The 25413-nt window shown below is 66.1% G+C and carries 23 protein-coding genes and 1 pseudogene; 11 read left to right on the forward strand and 13 right to left on the reverse strand.

What is annotated here, in order from left to right; genetic code table 11:
- Positions 1 to 30 precede the first annotated feature (30 nt).
- Positions 31 to 897 (reverse strand): beta-xylosidase, encoded by an 867-nt coding sequence (locus tag H0P51_RS12155; protein ID WP_180918281.1) that lies wholly within the window; start codon positions 895 to 897, stop codon positions 31 to 33.
- A gap of 374 nt (positions 898 to 1271) precedes the next feature.
- Between H0P51_RS12155 and gap the strand changes: the two genes are divergently transcribed.
- From gap to tpiA, 3 genes are read left to right on the forward strand one after another with little or no spacing between them, the layout of a single operon-like run.
- Positions 1272 to 2294, forward strand: a complete 1023-nt coding sequence (gene gap, locus H0P51_RS12160) for a type I glyceraldehyde-3-phosphate dehydrogenase (RefSeq protein ID WP_180918288.1) — start codon at positions 1272 to 1274, stop codon at positions 2292 to 2294.
- A gap of 2 nt (positions 2295 to 2296) precedes the next feature.
- Entirely contained in the window at positions 2297 to 3529 is a 1233-nt protein-coding gene (locus H0P51_RS12165) for a phosphoglycerate kinase (protein ID WP_180918290.1), read from the forward strand.
- A gap of 14 nt (positions 3530 to 3543) precedes the next feature.
- Complete coding sequence (gene tpiA, locus H0P51_RS12170; RefSeq protein WP_180918292.1) at positions 3544 to 4329, forward strand: triose-phosphate isomerase; 786 nt, start codon at positions 3544 to 3546, stop codon at positions 4327 to 4329.
- Positions 4330 to 4339: 10 nt separating this feature from the next.
- On the opposite strand, the gene H0P51_RS28485 is transcribed toward tpiA, so the two are convergent.
- Positions 4340 to 4888: a hypothetical protein gene (locus tag H0P51_RS28485; RefSeq protein ID WP_246398575.1), complete on the reverse strand. Its 549-nt coding sequence runs from the start codon at positions 4886 to 4888 to the stop codon at positions 4340 to 4342.
- A gap of 7 nt (positions 4889 to 4895) precedes the next feature.
- Positions 4896 to 5129, reverse strand: a complete 234-nt coding sequence (secG, locus tag H0P51_RS12180) for a preprotein translocase subunit SecG (protein WP_180918294.1) — start codon at positions 5127 to 5129, stop codon at positions 4896 to 4898.
- A gap of 69 nt (positions 5130 to 5198) precedes the next feature.
- On the opposite strand from secG, the gene ppc reads away from it, so the two are divergent.
- Together ppc and H0P51_RS12190 are read left to right on the forward strand one after the other, a co-directional pair.
- Positions 5199 to 8006, forward strand: coding sequence for a phosphoenolpyruvate carboxylase (gene ppc / locus H0P51_RS12185; protein ID WP_180918296.1), 2808 nt, complete (start codon positions 5199 to 5201; stop codon positions 8004 to 8006).
- Between the two features lie 47 nt (positions 8007 to 8053).
- On the forward strand, positions 8054 to 8866 hold the full coding sequence (locus tag H0P51_RS12190; RefSeq protein ID WP_180918916.1) for a DUF1206 domain-containing protein: 813 nt from the start codon (positions 8054 to 8056) through the stop codon (positions 8864 to 8866).
- Here the strand turns inward: H0P51_RS12190 and H0P51_RS12195 are convergent.
- Together H0P51_RS12195 and H0P51_RS12200 are read right to left on the reverse strand one after the other, a co-directional pair.
- Complete coding sequence (locus H0P51_RS12195; protein ID WP_180918298.1) at positions 8852 to 9643, reverse strand: PIG-L deacetylase family protein; 792 nt, start codon at positions 9641 to 9643, stop codon at positions 8852 to 8854. The two genes, H0P51_RS12190 and H0P51_RS12195, sit on opposite strands and share 15 nt — an antisense overlap.
- Positions 9644 to 9654: 11 nt before the next feature.
- Complete coding sequence (locus tag H0P51_RS12200) at positions 9655 to 10320, reverse strand: TetR/AcrR family transcriptional regulator (RefSeq protein WP_180918300.1); 666 nt, start codon at positions 10318 to 10320, stop codon at positions 9655 to 9657.
- Between the two features lie 105 nt (positions 10321 to 10425).
- Here H0P51_RS12200 and H0P51_RS12205 point away from each other — a divergent pair.
- Positions 10426 to 12385: pseudogene (locus tag H0P51_RS12205) on the forward strand (flavin-containing monooxygenase).
- Between the two features lie 16 nt (positions 12386 to 12401).
- On the forward strand, positions 12402 to 13304 hold the full coding sequence (locus H0P51_RS12210) for an alpha/beta hydrolase (RefSeq protein WP_180918301.1): 903 nt from the start codon (positions 12402 to 12404) through the stop codon (positions 13302 to 13304).
- Here H0P51_RS12210 and H0P51_RS12215 read toward each other — a convergent pair.
- The 6 genes from H0P51_RS12215 to tkt all read right to left on the reverse strand — a co-directional run bounded on the left by H0P51_RS12215 (position 13301) and on the right by tkt (position 20270).
- Complete coding sequence (locus tag H0P51_RS12215) at positions 13301 to 13693, reverse strand: ATPase (RefSeq protein WP_180918303.1); 393 nt, start codon at positions 13691 to 13693, stop codon at positions 13301 to 13303. The two genes, H0P51_RS12210 and H0P51_RS12215, sit on opposite strands and share 4 nt — an antisense overlap.
- Before the next feature lie 59 nt (positions 13694 to 13752).
- Positions 13753 to 14496 (reverse strand): 6-phosphogluconolactonase, encoded by a 744-nt coding sequence (gene pgl, locus H0P51_RS12220; RefSeq protein ID WP_180918305.1) that lies wholly within the window; start codon positions 14494 to 14496, stop codon positions 13753 to 13755.
- Positions 14493 to 15404 (reverse strand): glucose-6-phosphate dehydrogenase assembly protein OpcA, encoded by a 912-nt coding sequence (opcA, locus tag H0P51_RS12225; protein WP_180918307.1) that lies wholly within the window; start codon positions 15402 to 15404, stop codon positions 14493 to 14495. Before opcA ends, pgl begins: the two co-directional genes overlap by 4 nt.
- A gap of 79 nt (positions 15405 to 15483) precedes the next feature.
- Positions 15484 to 17040 (reverse strand): glucose-6-phosphate dehydrogenase, encoded by a 1557-nt coding sequence (zwf, locus tag H0P51_RS12230; RefSeq protein ID WP_180918309.1) that lies wholly within the window; start codon positions 17038 to 17040, stop codon positions 15484 to 15486.
- Complete coding sequence (gene tal, locus H0P51_RS12235) at positions 17037 to 18155, reverse strand: transaldolase (RefSeq protein ID WP_180918311.1); 1119 nt, start codon at positions 18153 to 18155, stop codon at positions 17037 to 17039. The genes zwf and tal overlap by 4 nt, the downstream gene beginning before the upstream one ends.
- Before the next feature lie 15 nt (positions 18156 to 18170).
- Positions 18171 to 20270 (reverse strand): transketolase, encoded by a 2100-nt coding sequence (gene tkt, locus H0P51_RS12240; protein ID WP_180918312.1) that lies wholly within the window; start codon positions 20268 to 20270, stop codon positions 18171 to 18173.
- Positions 20271 to 20569: 299 nt separating this feature from the next.
- Here tkt and H0P51_RS12245 point away from each other — a divergent pair, with 299 nt between their 5' ends.
- The 3 genes from H0P51_RS12245 (at position 20570) to H0P51_RS12255 (ending at position 22659) form a co-directional block, all read left to right on the forward strand.
- Complete coding sequence (locus H0P51_RS12245; RefSeq protein WP_180918313.1) at positions 20570 to 21529, forward strand: heme o synthase; 960 nt, start codon at positions 20570 to 20572, stop codon at positions 21527 to 21529.
- A 113-nt stretch (positions 21530 to 21642) separates the two neighbouring features.
- Positions 21643 to 21999: a type II toxin-antitoxin system Phd/YefM family antitoxin gene (locus tag H0P51_RS12250; RefSeq protein WP_180918314.1), complete on the forward strand. Its 357-nt coding sequence runs from the start codon at positions 21643 to 21645 to the stop codon at positions 21997 to 21999.
- Between the two features lie 33 nt (positions 22000 to 22032).
- Positions 22033 to 22659: an ATPase gene (locus H0P51_RS12255; RefSeq protein ID WP_180918315.1), complete on the forward strand. Its 627-nt coding sequence runs from the start codon at positions 22033 to 22035 to the stop codon at positions 22657 to 22659.
- A gap of 29 nt (positions 22660 to 22688) precedes the next feature.
- On the opposite strand, the gene H0P51_RS12260 is transcribed toward H0P51_RS12255, so the two are convergent.
- Positions 22689 to 23666, reverse strand: a complete 978-nt coding sequence (locus H0P51_RS12260; RefSeq protein ID WP_180918316.1) for a quinone oxidoreductase family protein — start codon at positions 23664 to 23666, stop codon at positions 22689 to 22691.
- Between the two features lie 19 nt (positions 23667 to 23685).
- Between H0P51_RS12260 and H0P51_RS12265 the strand changes: the two genes are divergently transcribed.
- Positions 23686 to 24510, forward strand: coding sequence for an ATP-grasp domain-containing protein (locus H0P51_RS12265; protein ID WP_180918317.1), 825 nt, complete (start codon positions 23686 to 23688; stop codon positions 24508 to 24510).
- Here the strand turns inward: H0P51_RS12265 and H0P51_RS12270 are convergent.
- Positions 24460 to 25395, reverse strand: a complete 936-nt coding sequence (locus tag H0P51_RS12270; RefSeq protein ID WP_180918918.1) for a COX15/CtaA family protein — start codon at positions 25393 to 25395, stop codon at positions 24460 to 24462. The two genes, H0P51_RS12265 and H0P51_RS12270, sit on opposite strands and share 51 nt — an antisense overlap.
- Positions 25396 to 25413: the final 18 nt, after the last annotated feature.

The raw sequence follows: 25413 nt of genomic DNA on the forward strand, positions 1-25413 counted from the left end.
TTTCACTCGGGGGCCCATTCAACCTTGGAATCAGCCCGCAGGCCCGGGCCGGTAGGGCTGACCCGGCACCGGACCACCCGGCACTGGGCGAGTCGGTTCGCCCTTGCCGGTTCCCGACATATCGGTGATCGGGGCGGCGGCCGCCGCCGGACCGAGGTCGACCAACGGCGTGCCGGCCGCGATGACCGGTGCGATCGGCACGGGGACCCCTCCGGCGACGGGCGCGCCAATCGGGACCGGCGCTCCAACGGGTACGGGTGCGCCGATGGGGACGGGTGCGCCGATGGGTACGGGTGCGCCGATGGGGACGGGTGCGCCGATGGGGACGGGTGCGCCGATGGGGACGGGTGCGCCGATGGGGACGGGTGCGCCGATGGGGACTGGTGCGCCGATGGGGACGGGTGCGCCGATGGGCACGGGCGCGCCGACGGGCACGGGCGCTACCACCGGCACTGCGGCCGGACCTGGCACCACCACCGGTACACCGGCCATGTCGGTCAGTGGCGCGCTGGCCGGCGCGCACGCGCCAGCAGCTGCCGGCCCCGCGGGGGTCGTCCCCCCGGTGGGCGTTGTCCCTCCGGCGCCTGCCGGTCCGCCCCCGGCGCCACCGGGGTATGCGCAACAGGTCGTGGCTGTGCCGGTAGCTCCCGGAGTTCCGGCGGGCGCCGGGGCGCCGGCTGCTGCTCCCGCCGCGCCGTAGGCGCAGCACGCCGCGGCCGCTGCCGCCGCGCCTCCCGCTCCCGCGGGTGCGGCCTCCCCGGCCATACCCTGGATGCACGCGGCGCCGCCTGCTTTGAACGGGATGGCAGCTGCTACCGGGCTCAACGACAGCGCGGCCCCGCACAACCCGACGGAAGCGGCAATTACCTTGAAGTTGAATCGATCAAAGATCGTCATCAACGTCAACTCCTTTATTAGTGCTCATGCGTGCATGCTCAATTCTTGGCTGTCAGACGGACCCAATTCTCGGACGCCAACCGGAGCGTAATGCCGCGCCGCACCGCGTCGTATCCAAATGGTGACTTTCGGGCAGGTTTAACGCCAGGAAAAGGCACCGCACCCCAGGGTTAAAAGGGTCAGCCGGGCGCCCGCGGACGCGACCGCTCACCGGGGTGCGCTCGAATTTGGAGCGGTTGCGCAGTGGTCGGGGCGGCGAGCGACGCCACTGCGCGCGGGCGTGCGGTCTTACCGCCCCAGCACCGGTGACAGCCCTGTTCTAGGCTGACCACGAGCGCTGAATCAGCGGACACAGAAGACATAAGGAGAGACACGTGACGGTCCGAGTTGGCATCAACGGCTTTGGTCGAATCGGACGCAACTTCTACCGCGCCCTTTTGTCCCAGCAGGAGCAGGGCAAGGCCGCCGACATCGAGGTGGTGGCGGTCAACGACCTCACCGACAACGCCGCGCTGGCGCATCTGCTGAAGTTCGACTCAATCCTCGGCCGACTGCCCCAGGATGTCAGCCTGGACGGCGACGACACCATCGTCATCGGCGGCAACAGGATCAAGGCGCTCGAAGTCAAGGAAGGCCCGGCTGCGCTGCCCTGGGGCGATCTTGGGGTCGACGTCGTGGTGGAGTCGACCGGTATCTTCACCAACGCCGCCAAAGCCAAGGGCCACCTGGACGCCGGGGCCAAGAAGGTCGTCATCTCCGCGCCGGCCACCGACGAGGACATCACCATCGTGCTGGGCGTCAACGACGACAAGTACGACGGCAGCCAGAACATCATCTCCAACGCGTCGTGCACCACCAACTGCCTCGGACCCATCGCAAAGGTGCTCAACGACGAGTTCGGCATCGTCAAAGGCCTGATGACCACCATCCACGCCTACACCCAGGACCAGAACCTGCAGGACGGCCCGCACAAGGATCTGCGCCGAGCGCGTGCGGCCGCGCTCAACATCGTGCCGACCTCCACCGGTGCGGCCAAGGCCATCGGTCTGGTGCTGCCCGAACTCAAGGGCAAGCTCGACGGGTACGCGCTGAGGGTGCCGATTCCCACCGGATCGGTCACCGACCTGACTGCGGAGCTGTCGAAGTCGGCCAGCGCTGACGAGATCAACGCCGCGATGAAAGCCGCCGCCGACGGACCCATGAAGGGCATCCTGAAGTACTACGACGCCCCGATCGTCTCCAGCGACATAGTCACCGACCCGCACAGCTCGATCTTCGACTCGGGGCTGACCAAGGTGATCGACAACCAGGCCAAGGTGGTGTCCTGGTACGACAACGAATGGGGTTACTCCAACCGGCTGATCGACCTGGTCGGCCTCGTCGGCAAGTCGCTCTAGCCGTGAGCGTCCCAACTCTGGATGACCTGCTCGCCGAAGGCGTTTCGGGTCGCGGCGTGTTGGTGCGCTCCGACCTGAACGTGCCGCTAGACGACGGCGGCAACATCACCGATCCCGGACGTATCAGCGCATCGGTGCCGACGCTGAAAGCACTTCTGGATGCCGGCGCCAAGCTGGTGGTCACCGCGCATCTAGGCCGCCCCAAAAGCGGCCCGGATCTCCGATTCTCACTGGCGCCGGTGGCGGCGGCGCTCGGTGAACAACTGGGCCGGCACGTACAGTTGGCCGGTGATGTGGTCGGCGCGGACGCGCTGGCCCGCGCCGAGGGGTTGACTGACGGCGACATCCTGCTGCTGGAGAACATCCGCTTCGACAAGCGCGAAACCAGCAAGGACGACGACGAACGCCTGGCCCTTGCCAAGCAACTCGCCGAATTGGTTTCACCCGGTGGGGCTTTCGTGTCCGACGGGTTCGGAGTGGTGCACCGCAAGCAAGCCTCGGTGTACGACGTAGCGACGCTGCTGCCGCACTACGCCGGCAAGCTGGTCGCCGACGAGATCCGGGTGCTCAAGCAGTTGACCAGCTCCACCGAACGGCCCTACGCCGTGGTACTGGGTGGCTCGAAAGTGTCCGACAAGCTCGGCGTCATCGAGTCCTTGGCGACGAAGGCCGACAGCATCGTGATCGGTGGCGGGATGTGCTTCACATTCCTTGCTGCGCAAGGTCATTCGGTTGGCAAGTCATTGCTCGAAGAGGAAATGGTGCAGACCTGTCGCGACCTGCTGGAGACCTACCACGACGTGCTGCGACTTCCCGTCGACATCGTGGTGACCGAGAAGTTCTCCGCCGATTCCCCGCCACAAACAGTGGACGCCAACAAGATTCCCGATGACCTGATGGGGCTGGACATTGGCCCAGGCTCCGTCAAGCGGTTCACCACGTTGCTCCGCAACGCCAGGACCGTCTTCTGGAACGGGCCGATGGGAGTCTTCGAATTCCCCGACTACGCGGAGGGTACCCGCGGTATCGCCGAGGCGATCGTCGCGGCGACGGGTAAAGGCGCGTTCAGCGTGGTGGGTGGCGGCGACTCGGCCGCCGCTGTCCGAGCGCTGGGTATTCCCGAGGACGCCTTTTCGCACATTTCCACCGGTGGCGGAGCATCGCTGGAATACCTTGAGGGCAAGTCACTTCCCGGCATCGAGGTGCTTGGCAAACCCCAGCCCGATCAAGAATAGAGAGGCGAAGACCTGTGAGCCGCAAGCCGCTGATCGCTGGCAACTGGAAGATGAACCTCAACCATTTTGAGGCGATCGCCTTGGTGCAGAAGATCGCATTCGCGTTGCCCGACAAGTACTTCGACAAAGTCGACGTCACGGTGATCCCGCCGTTCACCGACCTGCGCAGCGTGCAGACCCTGGTCGACGGCGACAAGCTGCGTCTCACCTATGGGGCGCAGGATATTTCGCAACACGACTCCGGCGCCTACACCGGTGAGATCAGTGGTGCATTCCTGGCCAAGCTGGGCTGCACCTTCGCTGTGGTCGGGCACTCCGAGCGCCGGACTTATCACAATGAGGACGACGCGTTGGTGGCCGCCAAAGCCGCCGCCGCGCTCAAGCACGAGCTCACCCCGATCGTCTGCATCGGGGAGCACCTGGAGGTACGCGAGGCCGGAAACCACGTGTCGCACAACGTCGAACAGCTGCGCGGCTCGTTGGCCGGACTGTCCAAGGAGCAGATCGAAAAGGTCGTCATCGCTTACGAACCGGTTTGGGCGATCGGCACCGGGAGAGTCGCCAGCTCCGCCGACGCCCAGGAAGTGTGCGCGGCGATCCGTACCGAATTGGCGTCGCTGGCCTCGCCGGAAATCGCCGAGACGGTTCGGGTGCTCTACGGCGGATCGGTGAACGCCAAGAACGTCGGCGACCTCGTCGCGCAGCAGGACATCGACGGCGGACTGGTTGGGGGCGCGTCGCTGGACGGCGAACAGTTCGCGACGCTGGCGGCGATCGCGGCCGGCGGTCCGCTGCCGTAGCCCCTGCTCGTCAGAGGCTGATCAGTATCGTCAGCAACAGGAAGAGCAGTAGCACGGCGAACGGCACCACCATCACCGCGACGGTGAGGCCCACACCGTTGAAGCTCTGCGGCGGTGTTCCGAGTGAGCCGGCGCTATAGGACCACGCCGGCGCCTTGTACTCCAGCTCCACTACGTGACCGGGATGTACATCCACGACCGCGTCGGCCGGCCCGATCTTTGACGGCAGGAAATACGGCACGTGGACGTGCACGTGGTGCCGGCCGGGCTGGGCCGGCAGCATCGTGCGGCCCCACCCGGCCGGGGGCATCTCGTAGCCGTCGATGAAGACCTTCGGCTTGACGAGAGCAAGCATGAAACCCAGCGGGAAGTAGCGCGTGGTGACGCCGATGCCGCCAGCCCCGGCGGGTAGCTGTCCGGGTGGGCCATAGGGTTGGGGGACTGGTGGCCGGGCCTGCGGAGGCTGGTAAGGCTGGTGGGGCTGGTGCGCGCCGGGCGGATAGTTCGGGTAGGGCGGCCGATACGGCTGCTGGCGATATGGCTGCTGCGGATAGCTCACCAGAGCGTCACTTGTACTTGATCAGCAGCGCCATGCCGATGATGGAGACCAGCCAAATACCGACGATGAACAGCGTCAACCGGTCGAGGTTCTTCTCCACCACGGTCGACCCGGACAAGCTGGACTGCACACCGCCGCCGAACAGCGTCGACAGGCCGCCGCCCTTGGCGCGGTGCAGCAGCACCAGCAACACCACCAGCACGCTGGTGACCACCAACGTGATCTGCAGGGCCAATTCCATACCGGGCAGCGTACCGAACGATCACCCGATGACAGGCGCCGACCGCCCCGGTCGCTAATACTGGGACCCATGGTTGAGGCTTCCGACACCGCTCTTGAGCCGATCGGCGATGTCCACCGGACCAAGCTGGGCCGCGAGGCCACCGAGCCCATGCGGGCCGACATCCGGTTGCTCGGGGCCATCCTTGGCGACACCGTCCGCGAGCAGAACGGTGAGGAGGTCTTCGACCTGGTCGAGCGGGCACGAGTGGAGTCATTCCGGGTGAGGCGCTCCGAGATCGACCGCGCTGAGGTGTCACGCATGTTCGACGGCATCGACATTCACCAGGCGATTCCGGTCATCCGGGCGTTCACCCATTTCGCGCTGCTGGCCAACGTGGCCGAGGACATCCACCGGGAACGCCGCCGCAACATTCACGTCGCAGCGGGTGAGCCACCGCAGGACAGCAGCCTGGCCGCCACCTACATCAAACTCGACGCCGCCGGCCTGGATTCGACCACTGTGGCCGACGCCCTGCGGGGCGCGCTGGTCGCGCCGGTGATCACCGCCCACCCGACCGAGACTCGGCGGCGCACCGTATTCGTCACCCAGCACCGCATCACCGAGCTGATGCGCCTACATGCCGAGGGCCACACCGAGACCGACTCCGGTCGCAGCGTCGAGCTCGAGTTGCGCCGTCAGGTGCTCACCCTGTGGCAGACCGCCATCATCCGGCTGTCCCGGTTGCAGATCACCGACGAGATCGCGGTGGGGCTGCAGTACTACCGGTCGGCGTTCTTCGAGGTGCTGCCGAAGGTCAACGCCGAAGTCCGGGACGCGCTGCGGGCCCGCTGGCCCAACGCCGACCTGCTGTCCACCCCGATACTGCAGCCTGGATCCTGGATTGGCGGCGACCGCGACGGCAACCCCAACGTCACCGCCGACGTGGTTCGGCTGGCCACCGGCAGCGCCGCCTACACCGCGTTGTCCCACTACCTCACCGAGCTCGACCACCTCGAGCAGGAGCTGTCGATGTCGTCGCGGTTGCTCGACGTGACGCCGGAGTTGGCCGAGCTCGCCGCCGGCTGCCACGACAAGGCGCGTGACGACGAGCCGTACCGGCGTGCGCTGCGGGTGATCCGTGCCCGTCTGAGCGCCACCGCCGCCGAGATTCTCGACGAGGAACCGCTGCACCTGCTCAACCTTGGTCTGTCCGGCTACCCGACGCCGGGGGAGTTGCGGGCCGACCTGGACACCATCGACGCATCGCTGCGCACGCACGGCAGTGCGCTGCTGGCCGACGACCGGCTGGCGCTGCTGCGGGAAAGCGTGCACGTCTTCGGTTTCCACCTGAGCGGCCTGGACCTTCGACAGAACTCCGATGTGCACGAGGAGGTGGTCGCCGAGCTGCTGGCCTGGGCCGGCGTTCACGACGACTACGCCTCGCTGCCCGAAGACGAGCGGGTTGAGCTGCTGGTGGCTGAACTGAGCACCCGTCGGCCATTGATCGGTGACCGCACCGGATTGTCCGAGCTGGCCCGCAAGGAGCTCGAGATCGTCGGTGCGGCCGCCCATGCGGTCGAAACCTACGGTCCCGCAGCGGTTCCCAACTATGTGATCTCGATGTGCCGATCGGTGTCCGACATGCTGGAGGCGGCGATTCTGATGAAGGAGGCCGGCCTGCTGGACGCCTCCGGAGGCGAACCGTACTGCCCGGTGGGCATCTCGCCGCTGTTCGAGACGATCGACGACCTGCACAACGGAGCCGCGATCCTGCGGGCGACGCTCGAGCTTCCGCTCTACCGGGGCATGGTGGCCGCCCGCGGAGACATGCAGGAAGTGATGCTGGGTTACTCCGACTCCAATAAGGACGGTGGTTACCTGGCCGCCAACTGGGCGGTGTACCGAGCGGAACTGGCCCTGGTGGAAGCCGCCCGCAAAGGTGGAATCCGGTTGCGGCTCTTCCACGGTCGTGGCGGCACCGTCGGGCGCGGGGGTGGGCCCAGTTATCAGGCGATCCTGGCTCAGCCACCTGGGGCGGTGAACGGCTCGCTGCGGCTTACCGAGCAGGGCGAGGTGATCGCGGCCAAGTACGCCGAACCGCAGATGGCGAGACGCAACCTGGAGAGCTTGCTGGCCGCGACCCTGGAGTCGACGTTGCTGGACGTCGAGGGTCTGGGCGATTTCGCCGAGCAGGCGTACGCGGTGCTGGACGAGGTGGCTACCCTGGCGCAGCAGGCCTATTCCGAATTGGTCCACGACACACCGGGTTTCGTCGAGTACTTCAAGGCGTCAACACCGGTTAGCGAGATCGGATCGCTGAACATCGGCAGCCGGCCGAGTTCCCGCAAACCCACCGAGTCGATCTCGGACCTGCGCGCGATCCCCTGGGTGCTGGCGTGGAGCCAATCGCGGGTGATGCTGCCCGGTTGGTATGGCACCGGGGCCGCATTCGAGCAGTGGATCGCAGCGGGACCCCAGAGCGAAGACGAGCGGTTGGCGGTGCTGCACGAACTCTACGAGCGGTGGCCGTTCTTCCGCAGCGTGCTGTCCAATATGGCCCAGGTGATGGCCAAGAGCGATCTGGGGCTGGCCTCGCGCTACGCGGGGTTAGTCGACGACGAATCGTTGCGGATCCGGGTATTCGACAAGATCGTCGACGAGCACAAGCGCACCATCGCAATGTACAAGCGCATCACCGGCGAGGAGGACCTGCTGGCCGACAACCCGGCCCTGGCGCGTTCGGTGTTCAACCGGTTCCCGTACCTGGAGCCGCTCAACCATCTGCAGGTCGAGTTACTGAGGCGTTATCGATCCGGCGAGGATGACGAACTGGTGCAGCGCGGCATCCTGCTGACGATGAACGGGTTGGCAAGCGCGTTACGCAACAGCGGATAGCGGGCAATCCCTGCACACGGAGGGAGTCTGTTGTGTCAGAAAACGCGATGCCTGGAGGCCTGACGTCGGCCACCGCGGCGCAGGTCGCCCAGAACGGCGTGTTCGAAAGACTCGCCCGCGCCGGGTTCGTGGTCTCCGGTCTGCTGCATCTGATCATCGGGTACCTGGCCATCCGCATCGCCCTCGGCGACGGCGGTACCGCCGACCAGTCCGGTGCGTTGGCCACCCTGGCGGCCCGACCGGGCGGGCCCGCCGCCCTGTGGCTGGCCGCCGTCGCGCTGTCGACGCTGGGTTTGTGGCGGATCGTCGAAACCATCCTCGGGCGTTCGATCGACCGTGATTCGCCAGACGCCACACCCGGCATCACCGACCGCGCAAAGTCGCTGGGGATCGCGGTGGTCTATCTCGGATTCGCCTACTCCACATTCGGATTCGCCCGCGGCGCCGGCAAGTCCACCGGCGAGCAGAGCCTGGCGATGAGCGCGCGCCTGATGCGGACCACTGCCGGCACCGTCGCGCTCGTCGGCTGCGGCATTGGCGTCGTCGCGGTGGGCGCCTACCACGTGTACAAGGGCGCCGCTCGCACGTTTGTCGACGATCTCACCGACAGGCCCGGGAAGCTGGTTCGCCGACTCGGGGTGGCCGGTTACGTGGGCAAGGGCGTGGTGCTCGCCGCGACGGGATTGCTGGTGGTCCTCGCGGCGTGGCGCTCGGAGCCGGCAAAGGCCACCGGGCTCGACGGGGCGCTCAAGACGCTGGGGGCTCAACCTTTCGGGATGGCAATGCTGATCGCCGCCAGCACCGGATTCATCACTTACGGCCTCTACAGCTTCGTCCTGGCACGATCAACCAAGATGTGAGCGACCATCGAAAATGTTGTCGCGCAGCGTTCCCGGCGTCACCGAGGGGTCGACAAACCACTCGTACCTGAAGACCGCACCCAACACCGGGGGCGGCAGTCGCAACAGCGCGCCGTAAACCCGTGCACTCAGGCCGCTACCCAGCTGCGAGCGGTGTGCGGCCATCGCATCGCGCTTCTGCCGCGCGAATCGGCGCACGTCGACCCGGTGGGTGATGCTCGCGCCCACGGTGTAGGCGCTGCCGACGACTTCCGGATCGTACGGCGGCGGCAGCCGCAGCACCCGGCACACATCGCCGACCCGCTGCAGCACTTCGCGCGGCATTGTCGCCTCGAGAAGCTTTGGCGTGCGAGCTATTTCGGCTGCCCGCTGGCCGACATGATGCACTTGCACGTGGTCGCGGTGGCCGTAACCGCCGTTGGCTTGATAGCTCAGTAGCAGTTCGGCTTCTTCGGCGATGAGTATCGCGGCTAGACGGTGCGCCGCCTCGTCGACATCGGCCCGCGCGAACCGGACCCGGCCGGGTGGGTCGGCGTAGAAGTCGGGCCCGTACCCGCTATCGGCGTAGTCCAGGCACTCCGTCCGATGTGCGCCGAGAGATCTGGTGCTCGAACGCAATTCGTCTAGACGGATGTGATCGTCCTCGTTGCCCATCCGCCCGTCGGTGGCGGTTACGACCACCACCCGATGCCCGTCCGCGACGGCTTTGGCAATGGTGCCGCCGGTGAGGATTACCTCGTCATCGGGGTGGGCGTGGAAGGCGACGACGGTGGACATGGGTGCCCGTTTCAGGATGCCGTGCGGCGGTGCGATCGAGGCGCGGGGACGGCCGTTTTCGCTATCGGTTCCAGTGCGCCGGCCAGTCGTGGATACATGATCGCCGGCCCGACCCAGCGGGCCAGAAATCGGCGCAACTCATCCGGCCTTCGAGTATCGCGTTCGGTGAGGAACGAGTACAGCAGCCGGATGCTGAACTCCGACAATTCGTCGAGGGCGGCCTCGTCGAAACCGTGTGCCTCCCAGTCGACATCGAATCGGTGCAACATCGAACGACTGAAGGTCAACGCGGTGTCCGAGGCGATCGCGGTGGTGACCTTGCCGCCGGGCCGATTGGTCAGGATGAAGTTGATTCGTGGATCGTCGGCCAGCTTCTCCACCGCGAACGCCATGCCCTCCACGACGGCGTCGACGGGTTCGGTGAGTCCGCGCACGCGCGCGGCGAGTTGCTCGAGAAAGCCGTCTCCCGAACGCATCGAGGTGGTCAGGATGAGTTGTTCGGCGTTCGGGAAGTAGCGGTAGACGGTTTGGCGTGTCACACCGAGAGTCCGTGCCACGTCGGCGATCCGCAGTGACGGCCCCCGTTCGACGAGAAGTCGTTCCGCCGCGTCGAGGATGCGGCTGATCGCTTCCTCGTCGGAGCCCGGGGTGTCGCCCGACCATCCATGGCTGCGCATTGCTAGCCGACCGCCGCGTTGACAGACATAACCGGATCATAAACGGTGCACCGACGAACCTGCCCAAGGTTGACCATACGTGCGTGAGGGAATGTATGGTGAGGCATGGCTGAGTCGACGTTGCCTCACACTCGCGAATCGGATGTTCAGGCGCTGATCGGTCTGCCGTTCAACGACTCCGATGACGTCATTCGCGCCGCTATCGAGCAGGCCAGCGTGCCTGCCCTGCTCATGTCGATGGTCCACATGACCGGCGACATCAGCCTGCTCGAGGAACTGCCGAAACCGTTCATGCTGATTGCGATGGACCTGCAGGGCGGCATGAGCGAGCCCGACAAGCGGATCGTGCGCGAGCGCGCCTTCGACGTGGTGCGCGACTACCGCGATCGCGGTTGCCCAGCGCCGTTCGTTCCCACCGGCGAACAGATCCGGGTGATGCTGGACGTCATAACTGCAGGACAGGTCACCGACGAGTACTTCGACTACGTCGCCGCCGACCTGCGGTTCACCGACGAAGACCAGTACGGGCCCGCGCTGGCGTCCACTGTCCGGCAGCGCAGCGAATTCCCGGTCGTCATCGTGGGTTGCGGCGAGGCCGGCCTGCTGGCCGGAATCAAACTGAAACAGGCGGGCGTGCCGTTCACCATCGTGGAGAAGCAGGACGGAGTGGGAGGCACCTGGCGGGCCAACCGCTACCCGGGCTGCCGCGTCGATATCGCCAACCAGTACTACGCGTATTCCTTTGAGCCCACCGACCACTGGACCCACCTGTACTCCGAACAACCCGAGATCCTGCAATACCTGACCGACGTGATGGCCAAACACGGCATCGCCCCACACGTGCGCTTCTCCACCGAAGTCACCGCCGCGACGTGGGATGACCACACGGCTACCTGGCAGGTGCAGATCCGCGATGCCGACGGCTGTTCGGACACACTCACCGCCCGCGGGCTGATCTGCGCGGTCGGCCAGTTTAGCAACGCGGTAATCCCGGACATCAAGGGCGCCAACGACTTCCGCGGCCCGGCGTTCCACACCGCGCAATGGCCGGACGCCATCGACCTCGCCGGTCGGCGGGTTGCCGTGATCGGCGCGGGCGCCAGCGGATTCCAGCTCGTCCCCGCGATCGCGGACACCACCGCGCACGTCGACGTCTATCAGCGCACACCGCAGTGGATCGCTCCGAACGTGCACTACCACGAGCCGGTCGGCGCGGGCGCGCAGTGGGCCATCCGGCACCTGCCCTACTACGGGCGCTGGGTGCGGTTCGTGTCCTGGTGGCCGCTCACCGACGCCATCCGCGAACAAGGTCTGATCGACCCTGCCTGGGACACCGGCGGCAAGTCATGCAGCGAAAGCAACCAGGCGATCCGGGACATCTTCATCGCGTGGATGCGGGCGTTCACCGACGACGAGGAACTGCTGGCCAAGGTCGTCCCGGACTACCCGCCGCTGGGCAAAAGAACCTTGCAGGACAATGGAACCTGGATCACAACGCTACAGCGGCCCGACGTCGATCTGATCAACGACCGTATCGCCGAGATCACTGAGGACGGGGTCACCACCGTCGACGGTGTACATCGCCCGGCCGACATCCTGGTCTGGGCGACGGGATTCGACGTCAACCACCAACTCGGCCCGATCAACGTCCGCGGCCTTGACGGGATTGCCCTCAACGACGTGTGGGGCGACGCCCCGTACGCGTACCTGGGTGTCACCGTGCCCGGATTCCCCAACTTCTACTGCATGTATGGGCCAGGCACCAACGCCGTCAACGGAGCAAGCATCATGTACAACTCCGAGTGCCAGATGCGCTACGTCATGGCGTGCATCGACATGGTGCTCACCGCGGGTGTTAGGTCGGCGATGCCGCGCGCCGACGTGTGCGCGGAGTACCATCGCAACAACCAGGACAGGCTGCACCATGGTCTATTCCCACCCGAAAGTGGCGAGCTACTACAAAAATTCGTCGGGTGCGCTGCCGACTCTGTACGGCGGGCGGATCGTCGACTACTGGAAATGGACCCGTCAAGCCAACCCCGCCGACTACGAGTTGCGGCCGTAGCGGTAGGCGCAAACCCATGACAACCGTCGACTATGCCGAGATCGACCCCGAGTTGCGCAGGATCGCCCGGATCCTGCCGAAGGGTTACGCGCTGCACCGGGGGATCACGCTGCCGCGCGCGCTGATGGGCCTGGCCGGCAAAATCGGTGCGATGCGCGACGTCGAGGTGGCGCAGGTCGACAGCCACGTCAGCGTCCGCGTGCATCGACCAGTATCCACCAGGCGCCCCGGACCCGCGCTGCTGTGGATTCACGGCGGCGGAACGGTGATGGGCTCCGCGGCGCAGGAGGACAAGTACTGCCGCAAGCTGGCCAACTCCACCGACGTCACCGTCGTCGCGGTGGAGCACCGGCTAGCGCCCGAACATCCCTACCCGGTGCCGGTGCAGGATTGTTACGCCGCGCTGCAGTGGCTCGCCCGTCAACCGTGGGTCGACCCTCACCGGCTGGCGGTGGGGGGCGCCAGCGCGGGCGGCGGCTTCACCGCGTCAGTCGCCCAACTCGCTTGTGACCGTGGCGAAATCGCACTGTCGCTGCAGCTGATGGTTTACCCGATGCTTGACGACCGCACTGGCGCATCCCCGGACGGCAAGACCCGGGTGATGTGGTCGGAACGGGACAATCAGATCGCCTGGGGCTGGTATCTGGGCGGCGCGGATCCGGCCGAGGCCGCGCCCGCGCGTCGCGCGAGCCTGTCCGGGCTCGCGCCGGCCTGGATCGGCGTCGGCACGCTGGACCTGTTCCACCGGGAGTGCCTCGACTACGCCCAGCAGTTAGGGAAGGCCGGGGTGCCGGTGCAGCAAGAGATCATCCCCGGCGCTTTTCACGCCTTCGACCTGCTGGTCCCCAATGCCGCGGTGTCACAACGGTTCTTCGCCAGCCAATGTCGCGCCGTGCGCTGCGCGCTCGTCGGCAATTAGTGCACGGTTCGATTGCGCAGCCGGTCCAGCATGCCGCGCATCACGTGCTCGGTCATGTTGAGCGGCGTCATCATCGTCTCGCCCCAGCTGACGATGTTGTCCATCCGCTCAAGAATGGCTTCCACCGGCTGCAGCACCGTCAATAGCCTTTTGGCCAGGTCGTCCAGGCTCACCAGGGTGCCGTCCAGATGGTCCAGGCCGGCCTCCAGCCGCTCTACGGTGCCGTTGAGCGCAGCCAGTGACTTATTCAGCTCCACTAGCGAGGTGCCCAGGCCGTCGAGCACATCCTCGACCTGCTCCACAGTCTTGTCGGCGTTCAACGCCGCCTGGGTGAGCGTCTTCATTCTTTGCCGAGCCGGAGTGGTCCGCCCACCGCTTCTGTCTGCCATGAGGTCATTATGACCCTGTTGACAGCGGGCAACCTAGCACTGGTTGCAACCGTGCATTGTCAAGAAGGAAGTTTGCCCGCTGCGTCCTGGTCGAGTAGCCAGAGCGTGGTCTCGCTGCCGGTCGCCCCGGCGGCGGGCAGCGTCACCGGGGCGGCGCCGTTGACGGCGGCGGCCACTGCGTCGGCTTTGCCCGCACCCGACACCATCAACCAGACTTGACGGGAACGTCGAATTGCCGGCAATGTCAAGGTAATTCGCTGGGGCGGCGGCTTGGGCGAGTCCTGGACCGCGACTACCAGGCGACTGGTCTCGCGCACCGCGGGGGTATCGGGGAATAGCGAGTTGACGTGTCCCTCGGGCCCCATCCCCAGGAGGTGGACGTCGAATCTGGGCGCCGGGTCTCCGGGTGCGGCGTTGGCGGCCAGTATCTGCTCGTAGGCGAGGGCGGCCGCGTCGATGTCGGTGCCGTATTCGCCGTCGGCTGCGGCCATGGGATGCACCTGACTGGCCGGGATGTCGACATGGTCGAGCAACGCCTCGCGGGCCTGCTTCTCGTTGCGCTCGTCGTCATCCTCGGCGACGTAGCGGTCGTCGCCCCAGAACACCTGTACTTTCGACCAGTCGATGAGCCCTTCCCTGGTGGCCAGATAACGCAACAGCCCCGTCCCGTTGCCGCCACCGGTCAACACGACGGCGGCCTGGCCGCGTGCCTTCACCGCGTCTGCGATGACGCCGATCAGTCGTTCGCCGGCTGCTTCGACGAGTTCGTCGGTGCCGGGGAAGATCTCGATCTCGGTACTCACGCGTATTGCACTTTCTTGATGCCTTCCAGAGCTGACAGGTAGATCTCGTCCGCGTCGAGCCTGCGCAGGTCTTCGGCCAGGCATTCGCCGGTGTCCCTGCGCGGCAGCGGAACCAGGGCCTCCGGCTTGGACGTGCGGCTCAGCGTCGCGGTGGTCCCGTCCTGGGGCCGGCTGAGAGTGATAGTCTCGCTGGGCCGCACCAACTCGACCCTGAGGTCACCGACCTCCCGGCGCACCGGCCCGTCGATGCGGCTGGCCAGCCAGCCGGCCAGCACGTCGAGCGCGGGTTCGGTCCGCAAACCCGAGATCAGAGCTGATTCGATCGGCTCATGCGGCGGCTGGTCGACCGCCGAGGTGAGCAACGCCCGCCAGTAGGTGATGCGGCTCCACGCCAGATCGGTGTCGCCGGCGGTGTACCCGGCCAGCCGACTCTTGATCGCCGACAGTGGGTCCATGCCGTTCGTGGCGTCGGTGATGCGCCGAATAGCCAACTTGCCCAACGGATCCTGGGCGGGCACCGACGGCGCGACGTCGGGCCACCACGCCACCACCGGGATGTCGGGCAGCAGGAAGGGGAGGACGACGCTATCCGAGTGACCGGACAGCGGCCCCGATAGCCGCAGGATCAACACCTCGCCGGCGCCACCGTCGCGTCCCACCCGGATCTCGGCGTCCAGTCGCGGCTCGTCTGCGTAGGCGTCACCGCGCATCGCCACGATGACCCGGGCCGGATGTTCGTGGCTGGCGTCGTTGGCGGCTTGGATGGACTCTTCGAGCACGGTGTCGCTATCCGGGGCAATGATCAGGGTCAGGACGCGGCCCATCGTGATGATGCCGGCCTTCTCGCGTAACTCGTCGAGCTTCTTGTTGACCGCGGTGGTGGTGGTCTCGGGCACGTCAACGATCACTGCCGCCGCTCCTCCTCATCGCTTCGCTCTGCATCGTCGCTGCCGCGGGCAATCACTGGCGCCGCTCCTCGGTGTCCAGTCACGGCCGCCGCCACTCCCGGCCGGTGCGGCGCAGCATCTCGAACGCCGACTCCGGACCCCAGGTGCCGGCCTCATAAGGTTCTGGCCTACCGTGGGAGGCCCAGTTGTCAAGAACGGGATCCAATATCTCCCAGGCCAATTCGACCTCTTCGTTGACCGGGAACAAGGACGGCTCGCCGAGCAATACGTCGAGGATCAGCCGCTCGTAAGCCTCGGGGGACTCCTCGGCGAACGCCGAGCCGTAGGAAAAGTCCATGTTGACGTCGCGGACCTCCATCGCCGTGTCGGGCACCTTGGAGCCGAATCGCAGCGTGATGCCCTCGTCGGGCTGGACCCGAATTACCATGGCGTTGGCGCTCAGCTCGTCGGTCATCACCGCGTCGAACGGCAGATGCGGAGCCCGCTTGAACACTAGTGCGATCTCGGTGACCCTGCGCCCCAACCGTTTTCCGGTACGAAGATAGAATGGCACTCCGGCCCACCGGCGGGTGTCGACCTCGAGAGTGATGGCGGCGAAGGTCTCGGTGGTGGAGTCCTCGGCGAAGCCCTCCTCCTCGAGCAGGCCGACCACTCGCTCACCGCCCTGCCAGCCGGCGGTGTACTGGCCGCGACTGGTCGTCTCATCGAGCGGCTCGGCAAGCCGAGTCGCCGAGAGCACCTTGATCTTCTCTGTCTGCAACGACTTCGGGGTGAAGCTAACCGGTTCTTCCATCGCGGTCAGTGCGAGCAATTGCATCAGGTGGTTCTGGATCACGTCGCGAGCAGCGCCGATGCCATCGTAATAGCCGGCGCGGCCACCCAATCCGATGTCCTCGGCCATGGTGATCTGGACGTGGTCGACATAGTGCGCGTTCCAGATCGGGTCGAACAACTGGTTGGCGAACCGCAGTGCCAGGATGTTCTGTACCGTCTCCTTACCCAGGTAGTGATCGATGCGGAAGACGGATTCCTCCGGGAAGACCGCGTTGACCGACTTGTTCAGTTCCTGCGCACTTTTCAGATCGTGGCCGAACGGCTTCTCAATAACAACCCGAGCCCACCTGTCCTTTTGCGGGCGGGCCAGCCCCGACTTGTGTAACTGGTCGCACACCACCGGAAACGACTTGGGCGGAATCGCTAGATAGAAGGCATGATTACCGCCGGTACCGCGCTCGGCGTCGAGTTTCTCCAGCGTCTCGGCGAGTCGGCTGAAGGCGTCGTCGTCGTCGAAAGAGCCTGGCACGAAACGGAATCCCTCGGCCAGTCGGTCCCAGTTCTCCTGCCGGAATGGTGTGCGACAGTGCTCCTTGACGGCCTTGTACACAACGTCGCCGAAGTCTTCGGTGCTCCAATCGCGGCGCGCGAAGCCCACCAGAGCGAAGGTCGGTGGCAGCAGGCCACGGTTGGCCAGATCGTAGATCGCCGGCATCACCTTTTTGCGAGCCAGGTCACCGGTGACCCCGAAGATGACCATGCCGCAGGGGCCGGCGATGCGGGGCAGCCGCTTGTCTCGCTTGTCGCGCAACGGGTTACGCCACTGCCTGGCTTCCGCGGTACCCGGGTCCGCAGGGCTCATTTGTTGGCGCTGTCGAGCTGCCCTTGAGTCGCCTCCAGAAGTTCGTTCCAGGAATCCTCGAACTTCTCCACGCCCTCATCCTCGAGTACCACGAACACGTCGCTCAGGTCGATTCCCAGTGCTTCGAGCTTGTCAAACACCGCTTGGGATTCGGCGGCCGTACCCCTGACCGTGTCGCCGGTGACTATCCCGTGGTCGGCGACCGCCTCAATCGTCTTCTCCGGCATGGTGTTCACCGTGTTCGCGGCAACCAGCTCGGTGACGTACAGGGTGTCGGAGTAGTCCGGGTTCTTCACGCCGGTGGATGCCCACAGCGGCCGCTGCACCCGCGCGCCATCGCCGGCCAACGCCTGGAAGCGCTCACCACCTTCGAAAACCTGCTGGTAGGCAGCGTAAGCCAACCGGGCGTTGGCGACGCCGGCCTGGCCGCGCAGTGCGAGTGCCTCCTCGGATCCGATATCCTCCAGCCGCTTGTCGATCTCGGTGTCCACCCGGGATACGAAAAAAGAAGCCACAGAATGGATCTTGGCTAGATCGTGGCCGGCCTCGCGGGCCTTCTCCAGCCCGGCCAGGTAGGCGTCCATCACCGCCCGATGGCGCTCAACCGAGAAGATCAGCGTGACGTTGACCGAGATCCCTTCCGCCAGAACGGCGGTGATGGCCGGTAGGCCGGGCTCGGTGGCGGGGATCTTGATGAACAAATTGGGCCGGTCGACGATCTTCCACAGTTCGATAGCCTGCTGGACCGTCTTGTCGGCATCACGTGCCATGCGCGGGTCGACCTCGATCGACACCCGGCCGTCGACACCGTCGGATGCCTCCCACTGTGGGGCTAGCACGTCGCATGCGTTGCGCACGTCGTCGGTGGTGACGGTGCGGATCGTCGCATCCACGTCGGCACCGCGCTCGGCGAGTTCGGCGATCTGGCTGTCGTAGGCGTTGCCGTCCGACAGCGCCTTCTGGAAGATCGACGGGTTGGTGGTGACGCCGACCACGCTCCGGGTGTCGATCAGCTCCTGCAGGTTGCCCGACTTCAACCGGTCTCGCGACAAGTCGTCCAGCCATACTGATACGCCGGCGGCGCTCAGCGCGGCGAGGTTGGGGTTCTGGGTCATCTGAATCACCTTTTTCTAGTTGTCGAGCGCTTCCTCCGCCGCGGCAGCGACGGCCTCTGCAGTGAAGCCGTACTCCCGGAACAATGTCTTGTAGTCGGCGGATTCCCCGTAATGCTCGATCGACACGATCTTTCCGGTGTCACCGACCAACTTGTGCCATGACTGCGCAACGCCGGCTTCGACGGCCACGCGTGCCGACACCGTCGGAGGCAGCACGCTGTCGCGGTAGTCCGACGGCTGCGACTCGAACCACTCCACACACGGCATCGACACCACCCGCGCCAGAATGTCCTTGTCCGCCAACAATTTCTGCGCCTCGACCGCCAGCTGCACCTCGGAACCGGTGGCGATCAGCACCACGTCCGGATCTTCGGTATCCTCGCCGGCGCCGCCACCGAGCACATAGCCGCCGCGGGCCACGCCGTCACGGTCGGTGCCCTCCAGGATGGGGACGTTCTGCCGGGTCAGGATCAGGCCGACCGGCCCGCTGCCGTTGCCCCGGGCCAGAATCGTATGCCATGCGGAGGCGGTCTCGTTGGCGTCTGCCGGCCGTACCACCGACAGATTGGGGATGGCACGCAGCGCCGAAAGGTGCTCGATCGGCTGATGTGTCGGACCATCCTCGCCCAGACCAATCGAGTCGTGCGTCCACACGTAGATGGTGTCGATGTCCATCAGCGACGCGAGTCGCACGGCCGGCCGCATGTAGTCGGAGAACTGCAGGAACGTGCCGCCGTAGGCGCGGGTGGGTCCGTGCAGCACGATCCCGGACAGGATGGCGCCCATGGCATGTTCGCGAACCCCGAAGTGCAAGGTGCGGCCATACCAGTCCGCGGTGTAGTCCTTTGTCGAAATCGACGGTGGGCCAAAGGATTTAGCGCCTTTAATGGTAGTGTTGTTGCTGCCTGCCAGGTCGGCGGAACCACCCCACAGCTCGGGTAGCTTGGGTCCCACCGCGTCCAGCACGTCGTTGGAGGCCTTACGGGTGGCGATCGCGTCGGAGCCGGGCTCCCACCGCGGCAGGTCAGCGTCCCAGCCGTCGGGCAGCCGCTCGGCGGTCAACCGGTCCAGCAATGCCTTGCGATCGGACTCACGTTGCGCCCAGGCGGCGAACTCGGTCTGCCATTTCTCGTGCGCTTCCTTGCCGCGTTGGACCAGTTTGCGGGTGTGCTCGATGACCTCGTCGCGCACCTCGAAAGTCTTGTCGGGGTCGAAGCCGAGGATCTTCTTGGTGGCGGCCACCTCTTCGTCGCCCAGCGCGGCGCCGTGCGCCTTGCCGGTGTTCATCAGGTTGGGCGCAGGGTAGCCGATGATGGTGCGCAGCGAGATGAACGACGGGCGTTCGGTCTCGGCTTTCGCGTTGGCGATCGCCTGCTCGATGCCGACCACGTTCTCGCCGCCCTCGACCTCCTGCACGTGCCAGCCGTACGCGCGGTAGCGCGCGGCGGTGTCCTCACACAGGGCGATGTTGGTGTCGTCCTCGATCGAGATCTGGTTGTGGTCGTAGAACACGATCAGGTTGCCCAGCTGCTGCACCGCGGCGAGCGAGGACGCCTCCGACGTCACGCCTTCCTCGATGTCCCCATCGGAGGCAATCACGTAGATGTGGTGGTCGAACGGGCTGGTGCCCGGTTCTGCATCGGGGTCGAACAGTCCCCGCTCATAGCGAGCGGCCATGGCCATTCCCACCGCGGAGGCCAGGCCCTGACCCAACGGGCCGGTGGTGATCTCCACGCCGTCGGTGTGCCGGAACTCCGGATGTCCGGGTGTCTTGGACCCCCAGGTGCGGAGCGCCTCGATGTCGGACAACTCGAGGCCGAACCCTCCGAGATACAGCTGCAGGTACAGCGTCAGGCTGCTGTGTCCGGCCGACAGCACGAATCGGTCGCGGCCAAGCCAGTGGACGTCGCTGGGGTCGTGCCGCATGGCGCGCTGGAACAGCGTGTACGCCAGCGGTGCCAGGCTCATCGCGGTGCCGGGATGTCCGTTGCCGACTTTCTGGACCGCATCGGCAGCCAGTACGCGGATGGTATCGACCGCAGCCGAATCGATCTCGGTCCAGTCGTCGGGGTGGTGCGGTTGGGTAAGCGCAGAGATCTCTTCGCGTGTGGTCACTAATTCAGTCCTCAGTTCAGTCCGCAGGCCAGGGTCGTCAAACTGATCAATCCCACCCTAGTGCGGGATCGCGGGCGACCGCAGGTCCAGATTCGGGGTACCCAATGCGGCCGGTGTGAAAATATCGTGTCGGGGGTTTGGGGCTTGCAGTCAGCGCCGCAATACTTCGTTATCGGCTGCCAAACGGGAGGGAAAATCCTGCGAATCGACCCTGCGGGGCAGCGACCGAGGTCCCGCCGTCTACCATCGTGTGTAGTAGAAGCTGCGCGCGGCTGCGATTTTTCCCGAGGAGTTAATGCGTGAGCGTTCGCGGGCGCCCAGAAGTCGCGACCCCGGCCCGGACCACCAGCGAGGATCCGAGCCGGTTGGCCGGCCGGCTCACCAGTGCGGTCCTGGCTTATTTGGCGTTGACCAAGCCGCGGGTGATCGAGCTGTTGCTGGTCACCGCTATTCCGGCGATGCTGCTCGCACACCGCGGCAGCGTCCAGCCGTTGCTCATCCTCGACACGCTGGTCGGCGGGATGATGGCCGCGGGCGGCGCCAACACCCTCAACTGCGTGGCCGATGCCGACATCGACAAGGTGATGAAGCGGACCGCTCGGCGTCCCCTGGCGCGGGCCGCCGTGCCGAAGCTCAACGCGCTGATCTTTGGGCTTGTGCTGAGCGTGGGCTCGTTCTTTTGGCTGTGGTTGACAACAAACCTGCTGTCCGGCCTGCTCGCGGTGGCCACCATCGGGTTTTACGTGTTCGTCTACACGCTGCTGCTCAAACGGCGCACCTCGCAGAACGTGGTGTGGGGTGGCGCGGCCGGCTGCATGCCGGTGATGATCGGCTGGTCGGCGGTGACCGGGACCATCGGCTGGCCGGCGCTGGCGATGTTCGCGGTGATCTTCTTCTGGACACCGCCGCATACCTGGGCGCTGGCCATGCGGTACAAGGAGGATTACAAGGTCGCCGGTGTGCCGATGCTGCCCGCCGTGGCGACCGAGCGGCAGGTCACCAAGCAAATCCTGATCTACACCTGGCTGACCGTGCTGGCCACACTGACGCTGGCGTTGGCGGCCGGCTGGCTGTACGCCGCTGTCGCGGTGGTCGCCGGTGTGTGGTTCCTGGCAATGGCCCACCAGCTGTACTCCGGGGTGCGCGGCGGTGCGGAGGTCAAGCCGCTGCGGCTGTTCCTGCAGTCCAACAATTATCTTGCGTTGGTGTTTTGCGCGCTGGCCGTCGATTCGGTGATCGCGCTGCCGACGCTGCTCTGAGCGGCTATACCTGCCTGCCTTCCGAGCGCTCTCCGTCACACCGTTCATCATTCGCCCAAAATGGCCAAAATGGCTAAAATGGGCACTGTTCAGGTGAGCAAGGAGGGCAGCGCATGACCACTGTCTCGTTCCGCAACCGCGCCGGCCAGCTGGTCGACGTACCCACAGTGAGCGCCACCCGCCTCAAGAACGAGTTTGGCGCCGTGGTCGACCAAGCCGCACTCAATGGTGCGGTGGTGATCACCAAGCACGCCACCCCGAAAGCGGTGTTGATGTCGTACGCCGAATTCGAAGCGCTGACCACACCGGCCGTCCCCGCGCTCGACGACCTCAGCGAGCGCTTCGACGCGCTCTTGGCCGCCATGCAGACACCGAAGGCCAAGGCAGGTGTCGCCGCGGCATTCGATGCCGGCCCGGAGGAGCTGGGTGCCGCCGCGGTCAAGGTGGCGCGCGCCGCGCAGCCACGCTGACGCCGGCGCGGTCGGCGAATTCGCGAAGCTTCCATGGCGCCGCAGATTCATGTGGTGGCAGGCGTCAACGGCGCCGGCAAGAGCAGCATCGTCGGCGCCACGATCCGGGTGAAAGGTGGTCAGTACTACAACCCGGATGAAGCCGCCCGGGAAATTCGGGCTGCCAACCCCGGGCTGGGCCAGACCGAGGCCAACGCGGTCGCCTGGCAACAGGGACGACGTTTGCTGGAACTGGCTATCGAGAAGGGTCTGGACTTCACTTTCGAGACAACGCTCGGCGGAACTACGATGCCGCGGCTGCTGGCCGACGCCGCCAAGCGTGGCGTCGAGATTCACGTTCTCTATGTGGGGCTTGGCAGCGCCGAGGCACACATCGATCGAGTGCGTCAGCGGGTCCGCGCGGGTGGTCACGACATCCCAGAAGCCGACATCCGCCGCCGCTACCGGCACAGCCTGATCAACCTCCTGACATTGCTTCCGGTGCTGAGCGAGCTACGGGTGTACGACAACTCGGTGACCGCTGACCCCGCGACGGGCCGGGCGCCGCTGCCGGTCCTGGTACTGCACCTGGAACACGGCCGCATCGTCGGGCCGCCTGATCTGACCTTGACACCGATGTGGGCGAAGCCCGTCGTCGCGGCGGCGCTGCAGATTGGCTAACGTGCGCCGTGACTGCTTAAAGCCGAAACCTAAGGCACCAGGACGATCGAGCCGGTGGTCTGGCGGCCTTCCAAATCGGCGTGGGCGCGCGCGGCCTCGGCCAGCGGATAGGAGCCACCGACCGCGACTTGCACTGCGCCGCTGGCGATCACGCCGAACAGTTCGTTGGCTCGCCAGCTGAACTCCTGTGCCGTGCGGGTGAAATGGGCCAGCGACGGCCGGGTGAGATACACCGACCCCGCGGCGTTCAGCCGTTGCGGGTCGAATGGGGGAACAGGTCCACTGGCCGCGCCGAACAGGGCAAGCGTCCCGCGCACCGCCAGGCTCGCCAGGCTGGCGTCGAACGTCGTCGCACCCACACCGTCGTACACCGCGTCGACCCCGGCGCCGTCGGTGAGTTCGTGTACTCGCTGACCGAATCGTTCGGCGTCGTCGGGGTAGGGAAGCACCTCGGCGGCGCCCGCCTGCCGCGACAGCCGCTCTTTCTCCAGCGTCGACACCGTCGTGATCACCCGCGCCCCAAGGTGAGTCGCCCACTGGGTCAGGATCAGACCCACTCCGCCGGCGCCGGCGTGCACCAGCACGCTGTGCCCGGCCTGGACCGGAAACACCGATGTGAGTAGGTAATGCGCGGTGAGTCCCTTCAACAGGGCCGAAGCTGCCACTTCCGAGCTGACGCCGTCGGGCACTTCGCTCGTCAAAAAGGCTGGTGCAGTGCAGAATTCGGCGTAGCCACCGTTGGCTGCAGCGCTGACCACCCGGTCGCCCACGGCGACGGTGGAATCGGCGTCGGGTCCGACGGCAACGACCGTGCCGCATATCTCGGAGCCCAGCACGAACGGCAGCGGCCGCGGGTACTGGCCGGTGCGGAAATAGGTGTCGATGAAGTTGACGCCGATAGCTTCAGCTTTGATCAGCACCTCGCCGGGTCCGGCTTCCGGTCGGGGCACCTCGGTGTAGTTCAGGACTTCAGGGCCGCCGGTTTGGCTGACTTCGATGGCATGCATGTCGCTATCATGCCCGGGCATGAAGCTAGCCCGACCCGACACCTTCCATCCCCGCATCGTGTTGACGGGTGAACCGCAGGACGCCGCGGGTGATGATGGCGGGCTGGTGGCCGCACTGCGTACCCGCGGCCTGCATGCACGATGGCTGCCGTGGGACGACCCGGAAACCGCCACAGCGGATCTGGTGATCCTGCGCTCTGCGCGGGGCCATGCAAGCCGTCTCGACCGATTCCTGTCCTGGACTCAAGCCGTGCCGAACTTGTTGAACCCGCCTGCCGTCGTCGCTTGGAACAGCGACCGGCGCTATCGCGACGACCTGGCTGAACGCGGTGTGCCGATGCTGCCGGCCACACGCTACGCGGTCGGCGACGACATCCGATTGGCCCGCGGTGACCATTACTTCGTCGGGGCGTCGGGGACCGGGACGCGGCGATTCAGCGACCGGTCCGCGGCGCAACGCTACATCGCCGAATGTCATCAAGCCGGTCAGGACGTGTGGGTGCAATCGGCCCAGACGGCGCCCGAGACGGTACTGGTATTCCTCGGTGGAAAGCCGTCGCACGCGTTTGTCACCACCGGCGACGCGCTGCACCAAGGGGATGCCGACTTTGAACAATGGGATGCCGGCGCCGCCCCACTGACCGCCGCGCCGGGTGAGCTGCTGTATGCGCGGGTGCATTTAGTCGGGAAGCGGGTGCTGGAACTAGAGCTGATCGACCCGTCGCTGGGCTGGCTGCGGCTAGATGTCCAGACGCGTGGACTAGCCCAGCGTCAGTTCGCGCTGGCGGTGGAGTCAGCTCTGGAGCGACTCGGGCTGGGTCCGTTGTCGCATCGACGCCCATAGCGCCGCAGTGGCAGCCGTACACGCCGCCGCCCCGGCCACGTGGATGGCGACCAGGGCCGCGGGCACCCCGGCGTAGAACTGCGCGGTGCCCACCGCCGCCTGCGCGAACACCAGCGCCACCAACACCGCAAGGCGCCGAGTAACGGCGGGTGCGGCATGCACCGCGACGAGGCCGAACCCCAGACCCACCAGCAGTGATAGGTAGGACACCAGCAGCGACGAGTGCGCGTGCACCAAGGTGGTGATCTCGACCGTCAGGCGCGGCACGGTGCGGCTAGGGCTCTTGTCGCCGGCGTGCGGGCCGGCGGCGGTCACCAGGGTGCCGGTCACCAGCACCGCCGCAAGATTCAGCGCGCTGAGCGCGGTGAGCAATCGCAACGGTGTGGCGACCCGCTGTTCGACGACCCCATCGTCGGGCTCCCCGACCTTGACGTAGAGCAGCACCGACAGCCACACCATCGTCATCGACGTCAGCAGGTGGATAGCCACCGTCCACCAGAGCAGCCCGGTCCGTACCGTGATCCCGCCGATGACAGCCTGCACCACCGTGGACGCCGGCATCAGCCATGCATAGACCAGTACTTCGCGGCGTCGCCGGGCGCGGACCACCGCCAACACCGCCAGTGCGGCGGTGATGACGACAGCGAAAGTGATCATCCGGTTGCCGAATTCGACGGCCTGGTGGATTCGTGGCACTTCGGCGACCGCGACAGGGGTGAAACTGCCCGGAAAGCACTGTGGCCAGGTCGGGCACCCCAGCCCGGAGGCGGTGACGCGCACGATGGCGCCGGTCACGGCGATGCCACCCTGGCTGAGGATGACGGCGGCAGCGATGATGCGCTGGACGCGGAGGCTGGGGTCGGGGAGCAGGTCCACCGCGCGCATCAATGGTCGTCCGACAGC

It is taken from the genome of Mycobacterium vicinigordonae (assembly GCF_013466425.1).
Lineage (GTDB): Bacteria > Actinomycetota > Actinomycetes > Mycobacteriales > Mycobacteriaceae > Mycobacterium > Mycobacterium vicinigordonae.